This window comes from Streptomyces sp. NPDC032126, from assembly GCF_055580085.1.
The window spans coordinates 34,768-54,002 of the sequence record NZ_JBVIMA010000008.1 but is presented as its reverse complement, the minus strand read 5'-3'; the positions used below and the strand labels follow the sequence as shown (position 1 = coordinate 54,002).

16 protein-coding genes and 1 pseudogene are annotated in these 19,235 nt (G+C 68.9%); 9 read left to right on the top strand and 8 right to left on the bottom strand.

Features of this window, described 5'->3' with window-relative positions:
- The first annotated feature begins 493 nt into the window (after nt 1-493).
- From ACZ5NW_RS27735 to ACZ5NW_RS27715, 5 genes are all read left to right on the top strand, one after another.
- A complete protein-coding gene (locus ACZ5NW_RS27735) occupies nt 494-1,840 on the top strand; it encodes a flavin-containing monooxygenase (protein ID WP_468746655.1) in 1,347 nt (448 codons plus the stop codon).
- The gene (locus ACZ5NW_RS27730; RefSeq protein ID WP_468746654.1) at nt 1,837-2,715 is read left to right on the top strand and encodes an SDR family NAD(P)-dependent oxidoreductase; all 879 of its coding nucleotides are present in this window, start codon (nt 1,837-1,839) and stop codon (nt 2,713-2,715) included. Before ACZ5NW_RS27735 ends, ACZ5NW_RS27730 begins: the two co-directional genes overlap by 4 nt.
- On the top strand, nt 2,712-4,139 hold the full coding sequence (locus tag ACZ5NW_RS27725; RefSeq protein ID WP_468746653.1) for an aldehyde dehydrogenase family protein: 1,428 nt from the start codon (nt 2,712-2,714) through the stop codon (nt 4,137-4,139). The genes ACZ5NW_RS27730 and ACZ5NW_RS27725 overlap by 4 nt, the downstream gene beginning before the upstream one ends.
- A 61-nt stretch (nt 4,140-4,200) precedes the next feature.
- Nucleotides 4,201-5,307, top strand: a complete 1,107-nt coding sequence (locus tag ACZ5NW_RS27720; protein ID WP_468746652.1) for an AraC family transcriptional regulator — start codon at nt 4,201-4,203, stop codon at nt 5,305-5,307.
- A gap of 622 nt (nt 5,308-5,929) precedes the next feature.
- Nucleotides 5,930-6,274 (top strand): SCO0607 family lipoprotein, encoded by a 345-nt coding sequence (locus ACZ5NW_RS27715; RefSeq protein ID WP_468746651.1) that lies wholly within the window; start codon nt 5,930-5,932, stop codon nt 6,272-6,274.
- A 570-nt stretch (nt 6,275-6,844) separates the two neighbouring features.
- Here ACZ5NW_RS27715 and ACZ5NW_RS27710 read toward each other — a convergent pair.
- On the bottom strand, nt 6,845-7,606 hold the full coding sequence (locus ACZ5NW_RS27710; protein ID WP_468746650.1) for a hypothetical protein: 762 nt from the start codon (nt 7,604-7,606) through the stop codon (nt 6,845-6,847).
- 127 nt (nt 7,607-7,733) lie between these two features.
- Nucleotides 7,734-9,344, bottom strand: a complete 1,611-nt coding sequence (locus ACZ5NW_RS27705) for a flavin monoamine oxidase family protein (RefSeq protein ID WP_468746649.1) — start codon at nt 9,342-9,344, stop codon at nt 7,734-7,736.
- Nucleotides 9,345-9,613: 269 nt separating this feature from the next.
- On the opposite strand from ACZ5NW_RS27705, the pseudogene ACZ5NW_RS27700 reads away from it, so the two are divergent.
- Nucleotides 9,614-10,242 (top strand): annotated as a pseudogene (locus tag ACZ5NW_RS27700) (proprotein convertase P-domain-containing protein); the annotation flags it as partial.
- Between the two features lie 163 nt (nt 10,243-10,405).
- Here ACZ5NW_RS27700 and ACZ5NW_RS27695 read toward each other — a convergent pair.
- Both ACZ5NW_RS27695 and ACZ5NW_RS27690 read right to left on the bottom strand, forming a co-directional pair.
- Nucleotides 10,406-11,227: a chitinase gene (locus ACZ5NW_RS27695; RefSeq protein ID WP_468746648.1), complete on the bottom strand. Its 822-nt coding sequence runs from the start codon at nt 11,225-11,227 to the stop codon at nt 10,406-10,408.
- 101 nt (nt 11,228-11,328) lie between these two features.
- The gene (locus ACZ5NW_RS27690; RefSeq protein ID WP_468746647.1) at nt 11,329-12,111 is read right to left on the bottom strand and encodes a Tat pathway signal sequence domain protein; all 783 of its coding nucleotides are present in this window, start codon (nt 12,109-12,111) and stop codon (nt 11,329-11,331) included.
- Nucleotides 12,112-12,325: 214 nt separating this feature from the next.
- On the opposite strand from ACZ5NW_RS27690, the gene ACZ5NW_RS27685 reads away from it, so the two are divergent.
- Entirely contained in the window at nt 12,326-12,829 is a 504-nt protein-coding gene (locus tag ACZ5NW_RS27685) for a hypothetical protein (RefSeq protein ID WP_468746646.1), read from the top strand.
- A gap of 56 nt (nt 12,830-12,885) precedes the next feature.
- Here ACZ5NW_RS27685 and ACZ5NW_RS27680 read toward each other — a convergent pair whose 3' ends face one another.
- Nucleotides 12,886-13,314 (bottom strand): hypothetical protein, encoded by a 429-nt coding sequence (locus tag ACZ5NW_RS27680; RefSeq protein ID WP_468746645.1) that lies wholly within the window; start codon nt 13,312-13,314, stop codon nt 12,886-12,888.
- A gap of 468 nt (nt 13,315-13,782) precedes the next feature.
- Here ACZ5NW_RS27680 and ACZ5NW_RS27675 point away from each other — a divergent pair, with 468 nt between their 5' ends.
- Nucleotides 13,783-14,253 carry a hypothetical protein gene (locus ACZ5NW_RS27675; protein WP_468746644.1) on the top strand — a complete coding sequence of 157 codons (471 nt, stop codon included), beginning with the start codon at nt 13,783-13,785 and terminating at the stop codon, nt 14,251-14,253.
- A gap of 521 nt (nt 14,254-14,774) precedes the next feature.
- Here the strand turns inward: ACZ5NW_RS27675 and ACZ5NW_RS27670 are convergent.
- The 3 genes from ACZ5NW_RS27670 to ACZ5NW_RS27660 all read right to left on the bottom strand — a co-directional run bounded on the left by ACZ5NW_RS27670 (nt 14,775) and on the right by ACZ5NW_RS27660 (nt 18,448).
- Nucleotides 14,775-15,707, bottom strand: coding sequence for a hypothetical protein (locus ACZ5NW_RS27670; RefSeq protein WP_468746643.1), 933 nt, complete (start codon nt 15,705-15,707; stop codon nt 14,775-14,777).
- Nucleotides 15,708-16,067: 360 nt separating this feature from the next.
- Nucleotides 16,068-17,768, bottom strand: coding sequence for a sensor histidine kinase (locus ACZ5NW_RS27665; protein WP_468746642.1), 1,701 nt, complete (start codon nt 17,766-17,768; stop codon nt 16,068-16,070).
- Nucleotides 17,762-18,448 (bottom strand): response regulator transcription factor, encoded by a 687-nt coding sequence (locus tag ACZ5NW_RS27660; RefSeq protein WP_468746641.1) that lies wholly within the window; start codon nt 18,446-18,448, stop codon nt 17,762-17,764. The genes ACZ5NW_RS27665 and ACZ5NW_RS27660 overlap by 7 nt, the downstream gene beginning before the upstream one ends.
- A gap of 207 nt (nt 18,449-18,655) precedes the next feature.
- On the opposite strand from ACZ5NW_RS27660, the gene ACZ5NW_RS27655 reads away from it, so the two are divergent.
- Complete coding sequence (locus tag ACZ5NW_RS27655; protein WP_468746640.1) at nt 18,656-19,123, top strand: hypothetical protein; 468 nt, start codon at nt 18,656-18,658, stop codon at nt 19,121-19,123.
- Nucleotides 19,124-19,235 lie beyond the last annotated feature (112 nt).

Genomic DNA, 19,235 nt, shown 5'->3' with positions numbered 1-19,235 from the left:
TGGGAGCAACCGTAGAAATGCGGACCGACCGGCCGGAGGACACCGACGGCCACACGGGGGACCTTGGCGGCCAGCGGCGGACGGCCTGGGGCCGGTAGCCGATGACTTCGGGGGCAAGAGCCCACGGCGGCTGGTGCCGAGGAGCCGGCGGTCGCCGGGCTGTCGGCTCCCGGCCCCCAGTCGTCCGTTTCCGGCCGCGCGCCCTCGGACGCTGACCCTGTGCCTCTCGCTCTCGGCCAGTGGGCGGTTGGCTCCCCGTTGCCCGGGCCGTCGGTTCCTCGGTCCGGGCCTCGGAAAACGGACGGGCGGGGGGTGTCTCACGGGCGGGTTCGCCGTCGGCCGGCCGGCAGGGGTATCGGTCTGTGGCGCGCCGGGGCGGTCAGTGGGTTGGCCGCTGCGGCCCCCTTTGTGGCCGCACGGGCCAGTCCGCCGGTGCTTGCGTGCTGCCTAAGTTCCTCTCACGCCGAACGTGGCGACGAGAGGAGGTGGACTCGTGAAGGAGTCCGAATTCGACACGTGTGTGATCGGTGCCGGTCCCGCTGGGCTGGCAGTGGCACGGGCGCTCGGTGAGCGACGGCTTCCCTACACGCACATCGAGCGGCACACCGGTCCGGGCGGCCTGTGGGACATCGACAACCCGGGCAGCCCGATGTATGAGTCGGCCCATTTCATCTCCAGCAAGACCCTCTCGGGCTTCGGCGGCTGGCCGATGCCCGACCACTTCGCCGACTACCCGTCGCAGCGGCAGATCCTGTCGTATCTGACGTCGTTCGCCGACGCGTACGGGCTGTCGGAACGCATCGAGTTCGGCACCGCGGTGCGCGACGTGGCGAAGAACGCGGACGGCACCTGGACGGTCACCCGTGCCGACGGGCGCACCAGCAGGCACGCGCAGGTGGTGGTCTGCACCGGCTCGCAGTGGCACCCCAACATCCCCGAGATCCCTGGTGACTTCAGCGGCGAGATCCGGCACACGGTCGGCTACCGCAGCAGCGACGAACTGCGCGGCAAGCGGGTCCTGGTGGTCGGCGCGGGCAACTCCGGCTGCGACATCGCCTGCGACGCGGCCCGTGCCGCCGGCCACGCGGAGATCAGCATGCGCCGCGGTTACTGGTTCATCCCCAAGCACCTGTTCGGCAGGCCCGTGGACACCCTGGAAGGCGTCGGTCCCCGGATGCCGAAGTGGCTGGAGCAGAGGCTGTTCGGCGCGCTCCTGCGGATCATCAACGGCGACCCGACCCGCCTCGGCCTGCAGAAGCCGGACCACAAGCTCTTCGAGACCCACCCCACGGTCAACTCGATGCTCCTGCACCACCTGCAGCACGGCGACATCACCGCGCGGCCCGGCATCGTGCGCGCCGAGGGCCGCACCGTCCACTTCACCGACGGCAGCAGCGACGACTTCGACCTGATCCTGCTGGCCACCGGCTATGTGCACAAAGTGCCCGTCGCGCAGGCCTACTTCGGCGACGAGCAGCACCCCGACCTGTACCTGTCGTCGTTCTCCCGCGAGCACGAGGGGCTGTTCGGCGTCGGCTTCATCGAGACTAACTCCGGCGCCTACCAACTCTTCGACGCCCAGGCCCAGTTGATCGCCGGTTTCATCCACGACACCCGCCAGGCCCTGCCGAACGCCGCGCGGTTCGCCCACATGATCCGCGGCGACCGCCCGGACCTGACCGGCGGTCTGCGGTTCGTGGACTCCCCGCGCCACACCGGCTACGTCGACAGCGCCGCGTACACCAAGTACGTCACCAAGGTCGCGGCCGTCATGGGCTGGCCCACCGAGGGCCGCCCGCCGGCCATGCGGGCCGTCTTCGGCAAGGAGACGGTGGCATGAGCGGCTACGACTACATGGGCAAGGTGATGCTGGTGACCGGTGGCGCGGGTGGCATCGGCAGCGCGCTGTGCCGGCGGTTCGCGGACGGCGGCGCGGTGTGCGTCGTCGTCGACATCGATGGTGAGCGCGCGCGGCGGGTCGCGGACACCCTGCCCGGCGCCGGTCACCTGGGTCTGGGCTGCGACCTGCTGGACCGGGCCGGGGTCGCGGACCTCTTCGAACAGGTCGGCGCCGCCTTCGGCCGCCTCGATGTGCTGGTCAACAACGTCGGTATGACCAGCACCGAGCGGTTCGACGTGCGCCCGGTGGAGACCATCGAGCGGGAGATCGACCTCAACATGATCTCCCCGCTGGTGGCCACCCGGCTGGCCGTTCCCCTGCTGAGGGCCTCCACCGATCCCCGTGTCGTCACCACGGTGTCCCTCGCCGGCATCTTCCCCCAGGGGGAGACTCCGATCTACGCGGCGTCGAAGTTCGGGCTGCGCGGCGCGATGCTGTCCATCGCCCTCGACCTGGGCGCCAAGGGCATTCGCGTCGGCTCGGTGCTGCCGTCGGCCACCGACACCCCGATGCTGCGCCGGGAGGCCGTGGACGGCGGCAACTCCCTGCAGTTCCAGGACCCGCCGCAGCAGCCGTCCGACGTCGTCGCCGCGGTGGTGAGCCTGCTCGACCGGCCGCGGCTGGAGGCGTATCCACGCGTCGGCGAATCGCTCCTGGTGCGCTTCTCCATGCTGGTGCCGAACCTTCTGCCACGGCTTCTGCCGCTCTTCCGTAAACGCGGCGAGCGTGGCCTGGCCCGGTACCTGGAGGATCTGCGGCGCAGAGGACTGGCCCGGCAGGTCGACGGCCGCTGGGAACTGGTGCAGGAGGCATGACCGTGACCACGCACACGGACGACCGCCTGCTCACCGTCATCAACCCGGCCACCGGGGAGATCCTCGACACCCTGCCCGCCGCCACCGCGGCCGAGGTGGACACGGCCGTGGACCGGGCGCACCAAGTCTTCGACAGCGGGGTGTGGGCGGCCCGGCCGCCCCGGGAGCGGGCCGCGGTCCTGCTGCGCCTCGCCGAACTGATGGAACGCGACGCCGAGATCCTGGCACGCCTGGACTGCGAGGACGCGGGCAAACCCATCACGGAGTGCCGTACCGGCGATGTGCCGGGCGCGATCGAGTCGATCCGCTGGTTCGCGGAGGCGGCCGACAAGGTCTTCGGCCGCACCGCCCCCACCGGCCACGACCACCTGGGTCTGATGAGCCGGGAGCCCGTCGGAGCGGTCGCCGCCGTCCTGCCCTGGAACTACCCGCTCGCCATGGCCGCCTGGAAGATCGGGCCCGCCCTCGCCGCGGGCAACAGCCTGCTGCTCAAGCCCGCCGAGGCGACCCCGCGCTCGGCCCTCCACGTGGCCCGGCTGGCGGCGGAGGCAGGACTGCCGGACGGCACCCTCGCCGTGCTGCCCGGCTACGGCGCGGAAGCGGGCCGGGCGCTCGCCCGCCACCCCGGGATCGGCGCGCTGTCGTTCACCGGCTCGACGGCGACCGGACGGCGGATCCTGGCCGACGCCGCGGAGACCAACTTCAAGCGGGTCTCCCTGGAGATGGGCGGCAAGAGCCCCCAGGTGCTGATGCCGGACGCGCTCGGCTTCGGTGTCGACCTGATCGACGACATGATCGAGGCCGCGTTCCTGACGATGGGCCAGAACTGCACGGCCGGCTCCCGGATCCTGGTCCACGAGGACATCGCCGCCCAGGTCGTCGCACGGTTCACGGCCGCCGCCGGGGCCCTGGTCATCGGCGACCCGGCCAAGCCGGACACCCGTACGGGGCCGCTGATCAGCGCTGCGGCGCGAGACCGGGTCGCCCGCGCCGTGGACGAGGCGGTCGCCACCGGAGCCGTGGCCCACACCGCCGGGTTGCCGGCGGGCCTGCACCCGCACGGGGCCTACTACCCGCCCACCGTCGTCGTCGGCGCCCCCGACGGCAGCCGGGTCCTCACCGAGGAACTGTTCGGCCCCGTGGTCACCGTCCAGACCTTCGCCTCCGAGCAGGAGGCGATCCGGACGGCGAACGCCACCCCTTACGGCCTTGCCGCCTCCCTGTGGACCCACGACCTCGACACCGCCTTCCGCCTCGCCCGCGGCATCCAGGCCGGAGTGGTCTCCGTCAACTCCTACAGCGAGGGCGACGTCACCGCCCCCTTCGGTGGCTGGAAACAGTCCGGATTCGGTGGGGCGGAGCGGTCCACGGACGCCTTCGCGCAGTGGACCAGGGAGAAGACCGTCTGGATCCGTACCCGCTAGCGCGGCCGAAGCCGGACGCGGATGCCTAAAGTGGTCGCGATTACGGCCCTGGAGAGAAACCATGACCGAGGCACCCCGTCCGGAGAACGGCACCACCCGCAGCACGTCGGCGACGATCTCCCCGAACATCCTGCGCTACCTGCGCCAGATCACCGAGGAGTACGGAGTCGACCTGCAGCCGGAGCTGGACCAGGTCGGTCTCACCGAGACCCTGATGCGCTCGGCGGCCCTGCGCGTCTCGTACCGCCAGGGCAGTGCCGTCATCCGGCGCGCTGCCGAACTCACCGGGGACGAGAACCTGGGCCTGCGGGTCGGAGCCGCGCAGCACCTCACCGCCTGGGGGCTGGTGGGCTTCGCCATGCTCGCCAGCGACACCCTCCAGGTCGCCATCGACGCGGGGGTGCGCTTCCAGAACGTGTCCGGGGCGATGACGGTCTGGTCGGCGGGCCGGGAGGGCTCCGACTACGTGGTCCGAGCCGACCTCCCGGACCCGATGATCGACCCGGACGTCGCCGTCTTCCTTGTCGAGGAGGCGTTCTCGAGCGTCGTCACCCTGGGCCGCCTCGCCGCCGACGCCGGCCTCGCACCCCAGGAGGTCCACTTCGCCTTCGCCACCCCGCGTGACGTCCAGCCCTTCCGCGACCTCTTCCGCTGCCCCCTGTACTTCGGCGCCTCCCACAACCGGCTCGTGGTACCGCAGGCATGGATCAACCGGCCCATGCCGGGCCGTGATCCGGTCACCTACGCCTCGACGCTCGAACTCCTCGAAGGGCAGATGGCCTCCCGCCGTCGCCAGCAGGACCTGCTGGAGATCCTGGAGATCTCCGTCGCACAGAGCCTCCCGGTCGTCCCCTCCTTCTCCGAGCAGGCCCGCAGACACGCGTCGAGCGAGCGGACGCTGCGCCGCCGCCTGGCCGACTGCGGCACCTCCTACGAGGCGATCGTCGAGGGCGTCCGCCGTGAGCGCGTCGAACTGCTCCTGCACCGCCCTCACCTCACCCTCCGCGAGGTGGCCCGCCAAGCGGGCTTCTCCGACGAACGCGCCCTGCGCCGGGCTGTCCGCCGCTGGCACGGCATGGCACCGTTGCAGCTGCGCGTAGGCTTCTCTTCGCAGGCGGCGGGAGCAACGCCGAGTCAGGGGCGCCGGGAACTGCGCGACCAGCCGTAACGGGACCCGTCGCCGCCCCACACCAGCGAACCCCCCACGCTTGAAGGCGGTTTGGGCCGTGAGGAACTGGGCTGATGTCCTGCAGCGTCCGCGCTGGGCCTCTTCTGCCAGGGCGCGGTCCTGTCCGCCGACTGGACCGCTGCTGATCGGCACCGGCACCGACGCCCTCCACGACCTGCCGCACCTGCCTTTGGCCATGCTCGCACCTGGCGACGGCAATGACGGTCGGGTCGCGGAGACGGCGCCGGCCATGGCGGAAGCGGGGCGGTGGTGGAAGTGCTGTTCCTATCCGACCAGTCCCTGACCGGCCTGCACCGCCCGGTGCCCCGCATCAGGACGCCGCGCCTGGGGCCCGTCCTGCCGCGGAACGGACCTGAGGTGCCTTCGGCCTTACCCATCATCCTCCTGCCTCTGCGCTGTTCCGCGCACGCTGCCGGCTCACCGGCTCGACCGGGACCCTCCGCTGCATGCGGCGGCTGGCGGACAGCACCCGGATCGCCGAACTGCCCAGGGATACAGGCATGTTGAGCACCCCTGCGGGCGCCTTCTGAGTACGCGTACTCACGCCACGGCGTCCGTCCGGAGGCGAGAGTGGGGGCACATCGAACGCCTGGAGAGAATCATGAGCACGCTCCGCAGGACGAGCCGCCCCGCCACCGTTGTGTCGCCCGGAAGGGTCCGCCTCGTCGCGGCCGCTCTCGCGAGCGCGGCCGCCGTCGTGGCACTCACCGGATGTGCCGGTTTCGAGTACAAGGAGGACATTTGCAGCAGCGGCGAGTACCCCGTCCTGTCCGTGGGCGGCACGGGCTCCGCCTGCGTCTCGGACAAGGCAGAGCCGCCTACGGGATTCGTGAGATACCCGCAGGGAAAGGTTCCGCAGGAGGTCGACGACAAGTGGGACGTGTACTGGCAGACCCACACGGTCGACGAGGATGGCAACATCGTCGACGTCCCGCATGCGGGCTGATCCCCAGGGCTGATCGGCGCGGATCCATGTCAGGGCTGGGTGGTCCAGAGGATCACCTCATCGCCAGCGGCACTGGCGAGTGTGCTCCCATCCGGGCTGCAAGCCACAGCGCGGACCGCCGTAGGGCGCCCCGTCAAGGTAGTGAGTCTCTCGAGTTCGTCCTCGCCGTGCAGGATCCGGTAGTGGGTGTCCTCGATGAGGACGTTGACGATCTTTCTTTCCCGCATGTCGCGGGCCGAGCTCGATGAACTCGCCGTTGATCACGAAGCGGCCGCTCGCGTGGACCTTGCGCTGGGCCCGGATACCACCAACAGGCAGGGGCGGAGGGGGCAGCGGGGACGTCGCCGTCCGTGCCTCGTCGATTTGCCCCAGCCGGTCGGCCGAAACGGGGCAGGGCCACGTTCCCATCAGGGCGTTGTCGGCGATGGCGTGCATGAGGTGTCCGTCGAGAGGCCACATGATCAGCATCACGTGACTCCCCACCCGCACGGTCACGCTTGCCGATGGGGATGGGGGTTGCGAGTGGATGGCCAACGGTAGGGGAAGGCCCAACCCCGCCTCTCCCTGCCGTTACGTGTGCAGCGGGTCGACCGGCGGCCATGGGTAGCCCAGTTGCTCGGCATCATGCGAACCTCCCCAGACCTCGGCGGTGGCACGGGGATCGCCTGCCGTCAGCCGCGCTTCGAGGCGCTCGGCTTGGACCGATGGGGCGTCCGCGGAGATGGGGAGGGTCATCCCGAACTGGAGCCAGGGCAGATCGGCATCGGCCCGGTTACGGGGATGCCTCAGGACGACGTGGATTCGATCGGGTTCCTTGCGGGAAGCCCAGACGCCTTCCAACTCGCAGTCCCACCTGACGAGCCAGTCCCCGCATCCCGTCAGCCCCGCCTCAAGCAGCCGCGCAACCGCTCCTGCCGGCCACTCCCAACTGCGGTCCTCTCCGGCTCGCAGGACCTCGGCCTCGTACAGACCTGCGGCGAACCGAAGCTCCGGCAGGTCGAAGTCCTGATTGGCCAGGTCGCGCCAGCCCGACCAGACAACATGATCCCCGTTACGCGTGACCGTCATGTACAGCGCGCCACAGCACTCCTCGACGCCGCACCCGGACCAAGCCAGACGAACCTCGTGGGGCGTCGCCGTGGCATGCAACGGCCCGGCCTGGCCCAGCAGATCCCTGGGGCCTACACCCAGATACCGGGAGCCTCCCACGCCACCGGAGACCACCTCGGCCAGAAGATCCCGACCATTGACGATCGGGCGGACCTCCACGACGCCCTCGTCGGGTGGAGGGCACACGACGCTCAGAGTGAGAAGGTCCGGTCTCGTGGTCATCGGCCAATGATCGCGAAGCTGGCTCGCACCTGTCATGTGAATTCGCGCGGCCTCCGCTCAGGGCGGTTACGTTTGACTGGCCCCAGGGCAGCATGACGCCGTACCGATGACCACCTCCGACATCGCTTCATGCGGCCATCACCCTTGTGTGGATGTCGGTCACGACCTTGCGGGCCGAACTGAACGCGCCGTGCTGCCAGGCGATGACATGGCTGAGCCAGTCGCCGGCGAAGTAGACGTGCCCGGCCGGCTGGTTGAGCAGCTTGTACTCCGGACCGGTCTGCGAGGGCCAGCCCACCCAGCCGGCCTCGATGTGAGGCGTGCGATGCCAGGCCACGCTGAAGGAGTGATCGAGTTCGGTGCGGTACTTGTCACCGTGGATCTTCACACCCCGGCTCACCGCCCGCGCGACGCGCTGGGCATGCGGCAGATCGCTGTACGCGACGGCGTTGGCACCGAAGTTGTAGTAGCCGATGAGTGTGCCGCGGCGGTCCTGGTAGCCGTACGAGGGGTACCAGATGGTAGCCAGGTCCGTGTCGGTCGGCGTGATGCCACCGTAGATGTGCTCGTCCGTCTCCCACCAGCGGCTGCGGTACTCGAGCCCGACCTTTCCGACCGGCGTCGGGACGGCGTACTTCAGCGCGGCGGTGATGTCGGCCCCCAGATTGTGCTTGAGGCGGGCCATGACCATCGGCGGCATGGCCGCGACGACGAAGTCGGCGCGCTGGGTGCGGGTACGGCCGCCGGAGTCCTGGTACGTGACCTCGGCACCGTCCGGCAGATCCTTGACCTCCAGCACCGTGGCGCCATAGCTGATGCGGTGCTGGCCGACCGCCTTGGCCAGGGCGTACGGGATCGCGTCCATGCCGCCCACCGGCTGGAACATCAGCATGGCCTGGTCGTAGCCGAGTTCGAAGGCGAAGCGCTGCCCTATGCCGCTGGCGACGACGTCCGACAACGACGGCACCGGGCCCAGGACCGTGCCGTCCTCGAAGGCCGCGCCCGGTTCGACGGAGTAGCCTCGCCGGTCACTGCCGGTGTAGGCGTAGCCGTCGGCCTTGCCTTTGATGGCGCCGAAGCTCTGCAGGAAGGCGATCAGCCGCTCCTTGTCCAGCGCGGTGAGCTGTGCGTCGAGGGCGCCCTGGTCGGTGGCCTTGGCGAGCAGTTCGGAGATGTAACCGTAGACGTCGGCCTTCGCCGTACGCCAGCGTATGGGCTTGCCGGCGAGGGCGGCACTGCTCTCGTGGTAGATGTACGCGTTGGCGTTCTGGTTGGTGAACACCTGGAGTTCGACGCCGAGTTCGCGGCAGTACTCGAGGGTGACGTGGGACTGCGGCAGCCGGGCCGGGCCCGCGTTCATGTACTGGCCCTTGGTGAACGATGCCGTCTGCGTACGCCCGTCGAGGTCGGTCAGTTTCGTGCCGCCGCGGACCGTCCAGTTGCGGCCTCCGGGACGGTCGTTCGCCTCCAGGATCCGGCAGTCGTAACCGGCCTTGTCCAGTTCGTAGGCCGTCGCCAGGCCGGCTATGCCGCCGCCCAGCACGAGCACCTTCTTGCCGGCGCGTCCCGTGAGCGCGAAGTCGCTCCGCTGGGGCGGGCGGTACTGGTCCGCCAGCACGTCGGGCACCGGGGCGAGTCCGAGTGCGCCCAGCGCCGAGTACATCACTCCGGCACCGCCCGCGGCGCCGACGGATCTCAGGAAGTTGCGGCGGGAGGCGGGGGATTGCTCTGCGGCCATCAGTTCCTCCTCATCCGAACCCCTGGGGGCTCGCGCCGTCCGGGGAGCGGTTGTTCGGTCAACCCGGTCACGTGGGGGGCGAGTTGCTGAGGAGACCGGAGGTGCGTCGTTATGAGCCTCCGTCAGGACTGTTACAGGGTCATGCCGCTGACGTAACCTGTCCGAGCCGTGAGCCGTGAGCCGTAAGCTGCGCGCCTGGAGGAAGGAGCGGGCGGGGGAGCGGCCACGGTCGGGGGGCGTGCCGACTGCACGGGAGACCGGCTTGATTGGCCGCGATCAACGTGGGCCACCGCATCGCCCTCGGCGTCAACCTCACCCCGACCGCCGACCAGATCAGCGGCATCAACCAGAGCGTCAGCCTCCAACTCGACGCCTACACCACCAACACCGGCGCCGCCTTGACCTACGAGGCCACCGGACTGCCCGACGGCCTGAGCATCAGCCCGACCGGTCTGATCAGCGGCACCCCGACGACCGTCGGCACCAGTCACGTCACGATCACCGTGACCGACAGCACCGGGGCGACCGCCACGGACACCTTCACCTGGAAGATCGGCTACGTCTACGCCAGCAACACCCGCGTCGACATCCCCGACGTTGGGCCCGCCGTGGAGTCACCACTGACCATCACCGGCCGCGACGGCAACGCCTCCACGACCACCTCGGTCTACGTCAACATCGTCCACACTACCGCGGTGACCTCACCGTCGACCTCGTCGGCCCCAACGGCACCGTCTACTCCCTCCTCAACCGCAGCGGCGGCTCCGCCGACAACGTCGACCAGACCTTCACCGTCGACGCCTCCGCGCAACCGATCAACGGCACCTGGACCCTGCGCGTGCAGGACTGGGCAGCCATCGACGTCGGCTACATCGCCCGCTGGCAGCTGACTCCCTGACACCCACGCCGACCGCACGACGCCGCCCGGGTCCTGGGGATCCGGGCGGCGCCATGAGGAACATCGGCCGAGGCCGAACTCGCCATTCCCAGCTCAGGTCCGGAACATACTTCCCGCACTGGCTACGGGAGCGACGCCGCCGGACCGATGGCAGCGGCCCTTCTCAGCCCGTGTACCGGACGAAGACCTTGAGGTAGTCGTACTGCTGCTGCGACACGCCGCTGCAGGAGTCCCCGTCGGAGCCGGTGGTGCACGGTCGGTCGCGGTTGACGGACCAGTAGGTGAGTCGGGCGATGTGGTGCTGCTGGGCGTAGGCGAGCATCGTCTGGAAGTCGGAGAGGCGGACGAGCTCCCCGGCGTCGTCGGTCTTGCCGTTCATCGAGGACAGCCCGATGTGGGCGTAGGCGGTCGAGTCGCTGTAGCCGTAAGCGGACTTGACGCGGGCCTTGAGGCCTTCCATCGCCTGGGTGGTCAGCGTGCCCATGTTGGTGGTGCCGCCGCCGAAGTCGAACGGCATGATGCACCAGATGTCGTTGGCCAGGCCGGAGGTGGCCGCGCGCTTGATCATGTCGACGCCGGTGGAGTCCGGGCCGGTGGTGGCGGTGCCGAAGGTGATGATGGTCTTGAGGCCGGGGTTGTTGGTCTTGACGATCTTCAGGGCGTCGACGACGCGTTGGCGGACCGTGGCGCTGGCCCACTCGGTGTTCTCGATGTCGATGTCGATGACCTTCAGGCCGTACGCGTTGACGACCTTCTGGTAGGCGCCCGCGAGCGCCGAGGCGCTGGTGCACTTCTCGCCGAGCTTGTTGCCGCTCCAGCCGCCGATGGACGCGATGACGTCACCGCCGGCCGACCGGATCGCGTTGATCTTCGATTGATCGTCCCCGCCGGTCAGCCGGCGGGAGCCGTCCCAGGCCGGGTTGCAGGTGCCGTCGGAGAGGATGAAGGCCAGGAGCGGAGCCGGTTCGGGGGATGCAGGGAGCATGTTAGGAAAGTTTCCTAACATCCAACAGGCGTGAGTCGGCCTGGTTTTCAAGGGCATGCGGGCCCTGGAGTGCGCAGTGCGAGCGTGTTCCGGTCGCGCCCTCAGGCGAGTTGGTAGCCCCGGAAGTTCCTGAGCAGCAGGTGGCAGTCCCGGAGCGAGCCCGAAGTGTCGCCGAGGCTGCGGTAGATGCCCCACTTGGGACGCACCCGGTCGGCCAGGAAGGTGTCGACGCCGGTGCGCGACTTGTCGATCAGGGTGGTGCCGCTCTGCTTGAGGATCCAGCGCACCGAACCGGACGTACCGTCACCGACCTTGATCTGGAAGTCGACGTCGGTCCACGTGTCGTGCAGCGGGTCCAGGGAGGTGCGGCCGATGAGGATCCCGGAGATCGGCAGCTGGAGTTCGATGGTCTGGGCGCCGTCGACCCGCCGCAGGGACTGCACGACGATCGGCGAACTGCCGCTGCCGGGCTGTTTCATCTGCATGATGTGCGTGAAGGTGGTCGTGGCCTTCAGCGAGCTCGGGATGTACATCGAGTACGTCACCCGCCAGGTCTGGCCCGGCAGCCACTGCAGGTAGCCGGAGGGCGTGCGCAGGCCGGTGACCTCCTGACGCTGACGGTCGGTCATGGTGTCCCGGTCCACCATGTGCATGTTGAAACGCCAGTGGTCGCTTTCCGGGTAGATGTGCGGCTGACCGGCCGGGTGCGAGTCCGCGCGGTCGTCCTCGATCGTCTCGAAGGCGTTCAGGCCGTCGGTCTGTGCCGACGGGGACCACTTCAGGACCCAGGATGCGGCGCTCGCGGGAGTTGCGGAAACTCCGACAGCGGCGGCGGCCGCGCCGCCCAGGGCTGCGCCCAGCACTGTTCTGCGGCTGGTGTTCATGGGGGCTCCTTTCGGAGGGATGGAGGGACATGTACTTGAACGTGGTTCGCCCATGCGTTCAGTGGTGCGGTACAGCGTCTCGGCGGGACTCGTTACGGTCAATGGTCTGGACCGATTTTCCGGCGGGTGCATTTCGGCCAACTCCGGTGTGCGGCCACTGACTTGCGGGTCAGTCATGCCGGTGCTGGTGAAGGGGCCAGTAGCCTCGGACGCCATGGGCATGGAGATCAATGTTGTGGTGGGCTACCCCGTCGATGACGAGGTGGAGAGAGTGCTGGGGTTGGCGGAGGCGGTCGGCGAGCCCGTCTCTGTGACATTCGTGTGGGAGGGGCGTGAGGAGCCGGAACGCGTGGTGCTGGTGCCTGCGGCCACGCTGGCACTGTGGGAGCACTGGGCCCCCACCGCGTACTCGCCGAGTGGCGTGGGGGAGGAGAGCCGGGCAGTGGTGCAGAGGGCCGAGCTGGCCCACCCCGTGGAGTTCGGCGCGTTCACGCTGTTTCGTCGTCGGGTGGGTGGGCGTACGGCGGTTGCCCGCGAGGGCGTAGTGGTCGCCGAACTGCTGGATCCGGACGAGGCGCACTGGCTTCAGGAGCAGGCGCGCAATGTCCGCCAGGGCTTCATGGATCCGACGCAGAAGGCGGCGTTCGAGGAGTTCCTTGCCCGGCAGGCGTCACGTGGGTCATCCACTGACGGTGTCCTCGGTTTCCCAGCGCAGTAGGTCGCGTGGCCGGCATTCGAAGGTTGGCGGGGGTGATGCCTACGCGGTCCGCGAGCTCACCCACGGACACGTTCCGTCGTGCCGGCATGACGTCGAACGGTCTCGACGGGGACCTTGGTTATGTGGGACAGGAAGGGCCGGCTCAGTGGAGGGGGGCCGGCAGTCCTCGGCGGGCTGAGTCGGCAGGACGGGGCAGGCGTCGAAGTCCTCGGGCTCGACGCCGGCGCGTAACTGCCGTGGCGGTCGAGGAAGCGAACCGTGACCCAGTTCCCGGCCGACGTGCGGTCCTTCAGCATCGTATGGAGGGCGGCCGGGTCGTGGGCGAGGGCCGACATCTTGGAGGCCCCAGCGTCATGGGGTGAGGTCAGCTTGTCGTGGGCGGTCTCGTCGCGGACCTGCTGGTCGCGCTGGTCGAGGAAGGACATGCCGACGATGCCGGTGAGGGTGCCCCGGCGTGCCTTGGCGGCGATTTGGTAGGTGGCCATGCCGCCCGCACTGAGCCTGTACAGGACGATCGGACCGTCGTCGCGGGACTGCGTACGCGAAGAAGCCCAAGACGAGGTCGACCCTCCCGGCCGCGGGGGCGGCCAGGCCGTCGGTGTAGGTCGTCCCCAGGTCGGGCGCCTGGGCCGTGGCCGCGGCGAGCAGTTCCGCCGCGTGAGCCGGGCTGTCCTGCCACAACCGGACGGCGACTTCCAGCTTCACCGTCAGTATGGCGAGGACCGTCTCCTCGGGCGTGTCCGCGTCCTCGGCCGCCGCCAGCGTTACGCCGCCGACCTGCTCCAGCCGTGACAGGACGACCTTGACGATCGCCTCCTCCTTGCTCCCGACGTACCGTCTCCGACATCGTCAAGGAGGCTCAACTGTCGCGCCCGACCGTCTACAAGTGTAGGAAACAGCTGCGTTAGCGTGCCAAGGCTCCAGTGGGGCTTTCGATGTGGAGGGGGTCAGGGATGGGTTATGACCTGAATGCGGTGATCGCTGAGGGAGAGGTGCTACGCAGTGCTGCACGGGACCTGTCGGCGGCGCGGCTGGCGTCGATTGGACAGGGCCTGTCGCTGATGCCGATGACTGACGCCCTGTTCGATTCCGTTGCAGATGTCAGTGGTGTGGCCGTGTTGGGGTTCTGGCGGTTGCCGGGAGGGTTCGACGAGGTCCTTGCTGCCTGGTCTGCCGATGGGCCGGTGGCCTACGTGGAGGCGGAGTACTTCGGCGGTGCGGGCGAGCAGCGGGCTGCCGTGTGGGACCGGGGCAGCCTCGTTCTGGGACCGCTCCACTTGGAGGAAGGACGAGCCATTCCGCCTGCAGGCTCACCGATCTCTCAAGCGCTGCGGCGGCTGGGCGTCGTGGCAGGCAGCGGCGAGGATGAGTTCACGGCTGCGGGGTTGGACCGGCATCGACACAGCGAGGCGTGGATCGCCTGAGGCGGACTACGGTGTGGCGTGTCATACAGGGGAGGGCGAACCGCGGCGGTCTGCTTCGAGTTGGTGGTCGGCGACCGTGTGATCACGGGTGGGAACCAGGGCGCCGGACGGCTCGGACGCCGTGATCACACCTGACAGCACTAGATCATCTCAACTGCCGACCATGCGCGGTGAGCCAGGACTGTGGGGCAAGGAAACGGCTTTGCACCTTGTGTGATCGGCATGGATCCAGCCTCGCTGGAGGTACTGAAGATGACCAACGTCGTGTTGAAGCTGTCAGTCCGAGATTTGGTGCATGCGGATCTGGCGTCGTGCGGGTGGGCGGGGTCTGACCACCACCTGGTCAACGTCGCCCAGCAGTTGGACCCGGGGCAGTCCACCCCGCATTGCAGTCGTGCGGGAGGCGAACGGATGCGTGTCCGCGGCTGAGCACAGCGTCCCCGAGCGCAGGGCCGGCGCCGCTGGCCGGCGACGGCATCCGGCTGTTACTGACGTTGTTTTGTTCGGTCGCCTGTGTGTCGTCACGGTCTGACGGCTGACGCGTCGAGGTAGACGATGCGCTCTGCCGGTTCGTCGTCGCGTTGATCGAAGCGTTTCGGTATGCCGGCAGGGAGGGCCGGAGCCAGCGCGTGGAACACCGCTGCGTACGCGTCGGGGCCGTAGTCCCGGTAGTTCTTCGTCGCCTGTAGCCACAACGCGCCCGACGGCAGGCGGACGACCTCATGGAACGCGCCGGTGGCGCGCAGGGCACCTGCACCGCCGAGGGGTTCGGCCAGTTCCTTTGGGCAGATCGTCCACCACTCGTATCCACGCAGTGCCTGACGGCTCATCGGGATTGTCTCGTAGGGGAACTTCCATGGAGGACCCAGCGTGCGTTCGAGACCCGTTTTCCCCAGCCCGTCGTCGTAGGTGATATTGGCGAAGGACGGGTCCATACCTTCACTGATGCCGCGCAGAAAGCGGAGCACTACCTCCTGCTGTGTGGGGTCGAGCAAGTCTCTCTCGGGAATTCTGCAGGACAGTACGGCCCAATCGATCGCCTCCGGCCCATCCCGGGCCTCGGGGCGGTCGACCGTAATGCGCAGAGGGCTTCTGCCTGGGTAGCCGCGTTCGTCGAGGACCGAGAGCCCGATCGTCGCGGTGCGCGGGGGATCGTCCAGCTGGCGCAGGAACCACGACATGCTTCGCGCCGAGATCACCCGGCTGGAACTGCGCAGCTGCCGCCCGTCGTGGCGGGTGATCGAGACGAAGCCCCAGGCAGTGTGCGGCGGTCCGCATGGCATGCTGCGCCGCATTGCTTCCGCAGGCAGCTTCGGTCCCTGCTCCAGTGCCTGTCGATGGCTGCCTGCCAGGGTGGCAAAGCCCCCATCCAGCCACGCGCGCGCCAGATCCTCGTAGGTCGTGGGATCGGGCCACTCCACGTTGATCTCGGCAAAGAGGTAGTGATCTGTCATGCAGGCATCCCATCAGACACCACCGACATTGGGGGCGTAGCCCAAGGCGGCAGGTCGCACCACGCTGAGGTTCTGCCCACGCGTGAGCGCAGGGTCGGCTATGCCCCGAAATGGGTCGGCCGATCCGTTTTGTGGAGAGGCTGGGCAGCTCCGAGACATAAGTGCAGAAGGCGACGAGCACCAGGAGCACGCCGATGCAGAGCCGTACGGACCTCCAACGGAGGGCGGGGCGGGTGCCCGCAGACCAGCAGCAGCGGAAGGCGCCTCGACCTCGCCCGGTCCAAACAAGGTCCGCGCGCTGGCAGATGTGACCCGCATGCCTCAGATGGGGCACGAAGTGACCCTATCCGTTATGCCGATTCAACGAACACGGCTGCCCCATGCCGGCCTGTGCCGTGCGGTGGGGGCGGCGAGCAGTTCGTCGGCGGCTTCGGCCATGCCTTCGTCCCGGAGGATGTCGGCCAGGCCGATGACTTCCCAACGGGGTGCCTGTCGTGCGACATGACGTAGTAACGCCTGCAGGTGGTGGTCGCGTCCGGCTGTGATGAGGGCGCGCGCAAGGTCGGGTACGACGTCTTCGAGGGGCTGGTGTCCGGCGTTGTGAGTGAGCAGCGCCGGAATGTCGTCAGGCTGGTCCCAGGCATGCAGGAGTTCGCTGACCAGCGGCTGGGCGTCCTTGTGGGTGAGGGGCAGTCGTACGGTGAACCGGGCGCCTGCCTGCTCTTCCTCGCTCGGGGCGACGGTGAGGGTGCCGTGGTGGAGTGTGGTGATGCGGCGGGCGATGGCCAGGCCCAGGCCGGTGCCTCCGGCGTCCCGTGTGCGGGCGTCGTCGAGCCGGCTGAAGCGTTCGAAGATCCTCTCGTGGTCTTCGGGTGGGATGGGCGGGCCGTCGTTGGCCACGTCGAGTACGGCTTGTCGGCGTTCGTGATCCAGGGTGAGCGCGACGGTGATCGTGGTGGCCGCATGGCGTTCGGCGTTGTCGAGAAGGTTGGCCAGGACGCGGGCGAGCAGGCCTGGGTGGCCGGCCATGGGCGCCGGTTCGTCGGGTGCGGTGACGACGAGGCTCAGGCGATCGGGTACGTCACGGCGAGCGACGGCCTCGCGGACCAGGTCAGGCAGGTCTACTTGCTGGGTCAGGAGGGTTTTCGAGTGTGAGGCCTGGGCGTCGAGGCGAGCCAGGAGCAGCAGATTCGTGGTGATCTCCTGGACATGAAGAGTGTCGTGCAGGGCGTCACGGGCCGCGTCTGGCCAGCGCGCTGTCCCGGACGGGGTGAGCGCAAGTTCGAGTTCGGCGCGCAAGCAGGCGAGCGGGGTGCGCAGTTCATGGGCGACGTCGGAGGTGAACTGCCGTTGCCGGGCGGCCGCCGCATCGAGGCGGTCCAGGGCGCTGTTCATCGTCTCCACCAGCCGCGTGAATTCCCGGCCACCGCGTGGCATCGGTATGCGCTGGTCGAGGCGGCTCAGACTCAGCGCGGCGAACTCCGTCCGGATCCCCTCCACCGGCTTCAGGACCTGGCCGAGGAGCAGCCATGTCGCGCCGGCTGTCAGTAGGGTGAGTCCCAGCGTGCCGCCGGCCAGCCACCACCCGGTGGTGTTCAGCCGCTGCTGATCTGTCCAGTAGCCGGGATAGAACGCGTCGTCCTCCCAGTCCGAGAACTCCAAGGCCGTCCCAGGGCCTGTGAGCATCGCCGCGGGCTGCGCGTCGTCCGGGTCGGTCCACGGCCACAGAGACAGGTGTTCGCCGCGGATGGGGGGCAACGCGTCGCGCTGACTGATGTACCGGGTCAGCTGATCGGCGTACGAGTCGGGAGGCGTAGACGACTCGCACCAGGTGTCGTCGTCCTCGCACACCGGCGCCTCGGCCATGTCGGAAATGGGGCTGTCCGAGACCCGCCGATACGCCGAGGCGACCAGTTCGTTGCGCATGGCGACGGCCGAGACACCGGCGGCCAGGGTCAACAGGACGGCGGCGAGGGCCGTCGCGGCCAGGGTCAACCGCAACCGCACACTGCCCGCCCGCGAGCCGCGCCCCTCTCGCCGCCGCCGGCCCAGCCTCAGCATGCCGTCTCCGGCCCAACGTCGAGCCGGTAGCCGATCCCTCGGACGGTACGGATGGACCGCCGCCCGAAGGGAGTGTCGATCTTGCGGCGCAGGGTGCTGACGTAGACCTCCACCACGTTGACGTCCCCGTCGAACCGGTCGTCCCAGACGTGCTCCAGGATCTCCGTCTTCGTGACCGTCTGGCCACCGCGCCGCGCCAGGTACTCCAACACCGAGAACTCCCGTGCCGTGAGGGCCACCGGCACCGTGCCGCGTCGGCAGTGCCGGGTCGCGGGATCCACTTCCAGGTCCCCGACGCGCAGCACAGCGGGGCGTTGCGGCTGTCCGCGCCGCATCAACGCCCGCAACCGGGCCAGGAGTGTCACGAACGAGAACGGCTTGGTCACGTAGTCGTCCGCCCCGACGTCCAGGCCCTCTGCCTCGTCGTATTCACCGTCCATCGCGGTCAGCATCAGAACCGGCGCCCATATGCCCGCCTCCCGAAGCCGGCCGCACACTCCATAGCCGTTCAGGGCCGGCAGCATCACGTCCAGGACGATCGCGTCATACGGGTTCTCGCTCGCCCGCTCAAGCCCTGACAGCCCGTCGTGCGCGACGTCGACCGCCCATCCCTCACCGACCAGGCCGCGCCGCAGCAGCTCCGCCATCCGCCGGTCGTCCTCAACCACCAGTAAGCGCATGACTCCAGCATGAGGCAGAAAACCTGTGGCCAACCTGAGGACCGCACAGCGCATCAGAGTCGACGCACCTGCCTCTCAGGAATCTTCAGGTTCCCCACAGCCCCTCGCTGCCAGAGTCGTCGCCTGGCACCGGCCGGGCCCGCCCGTACGGACGGAACAAGGGGCCGGTGCTCTTGGATCCGTTTGTCTGCAACGAGAGGAAAACACGTGAAACCGCGCAACCGCATGGCACTGGCGATGACCACCGGTGTTGCCGCAGTCGGTCTCGCCCTGGCTGCCCCGGCCGCCCACGCCGACATCGTCCCGGCCTCCCATCCGGCGGCTGTCCACACCGCTTCTGCCCCCGTCCAGGCCCAGGGATGGCACACGATCTGGCAGTCCAAGTTCAAGCCCCGCCACGCCAAGTGGATCTCTCAGCCCTGGGGTGTCCTTGGCTACAGCGTGACCGTCAAGTACCGCTGCTGGAACGGCGGCGACGGCACGAAGGTCACCGTCAAGCTGATACAGGGCGAGTACCCGAACACGCAATTGAAGAAGAGCCGCGCGTACTGCAACGGCGCCTGGCACTCCTTCAGCAGCACGAAGGTGAAGCCGAGCACCCCCTACAAGATCGTCACGGTGCAGGACCACAACCGCACGCACACCGAGGAAGTCGGCGTCTACGAGCGGTCCTGACAGGCGGCAGCGTCAGCTGCGTCTCGGCCACCTAACGCCTCCTGGCGGATCATCGGCAGGGCTCCTGGCCAGCGCGAGGGGACTGGCCAGTGCCCGGCTTGCAGAGGCAGCC